The following is a 727-nucleotide window of genomic DNA, read 5'->3' on the forward strand; positions in this document are numbered from 1 at the left end:
CGCGGCGCGGCTTAACTCAGGTGTTAGGCCTCGTATGACAGACCCGAGCATCTGGCTGGCACTAGCAACGATCTTGTTGGCCACCGTGTTCGCGGGTGTCGTCAATTACGCGGCGGTGAGCCTCGATGACTCGGTAGATCCATGGCTCAGGCGAGCAGCAGCCGGCTCCGGGCTCATCGGCGTAGGGCTACTCGTACTGATCCCTATTTTCCTGGTGTTCACCGCCGCCACCTTCGGCGGGCTTGTGGATGTCGTCGTTCTGCTTCTGGAAGGCGCGGCAGTCTCCTCCTGCGTGTCCTTCGCGCTGGTAGTCTGGGCATGGGTCAGCACGCGGTCCAAGGCCTAACAATTCGTCCAAGCCGACGCCGCCTCGCGGCGCGGCTTAACTCAGGTGTTAGGCCACAATGGAAGTGACGTTCACAGGTCCGGTTTTCTTCTCTGAGACAGATGAGGCAATGTTCTTTGCCTGGCTCGAGCGGGTGCCGGGTTTTGTCTCTGTGCAAGGCCACGGCTCCTCCCTCACAGTCAGCTTCGCAAGCGAGCGCGGCGCCATCGCAGAGCTATTGATCGTTCTGCGCCGCTGGCAGATTGATCCCGCGCCTCTTCAACCATTGCGCAGCGAGGATCCGCATCCCTCAAGCCTTTGGGAACGTCCCATCCATGAAGTGGCAGCCGGGGCGTCAGAGCCGTAGCCTGTGGCCTAACTATTCGTTCAAGCCGACGCCGC

Annotated in this window: 2 protein-coding genes; both read left to right on the forward strand. The window is 61.2% G+C overall.

The genetic code is table 11. From position 1 onward, the window contains the following. On the forward strand, positions 1-346 hold a 346-nt coding region (locus tag E4F61_RS14000), incomplete at its 5' end, for a hypothetical protein (protein ID WP_238382960.1). Between the two features lie 58 nt (positions 347-404). Then, positions 405-692, forward strand: a complete 288-nt coding sequence (locus E4F61_RS14005) for a hypothetical protein (RefSeq protein ID WP_133480227.1) — start codon at positions 405-407, stop codon at positions 690-692. Positions 693-727: the final 35 nt, after the last annotated feature.

Source organism: Cognatilysobacter segetis, from assembly GCF_004359965.1.
Taxonomy (GTDB): domain Bacteria; phylum Pseudomonadota; class Gammaproteobacteria; order Xanthomonadales; family Xanthomonadaceae; genus Cognatilysobacter; species Cognatilysobacter segetis.

What these genes read in the sequence shown, in the direction of transcription:
- E4F61_RS14005 (WP_133480227.1), top strand. Translation starts at nt 405, where the DNA reads ATGGAAGTGACGTTCACAGGTCCGGTTTTCTTCTCTGAGACAGATGAG.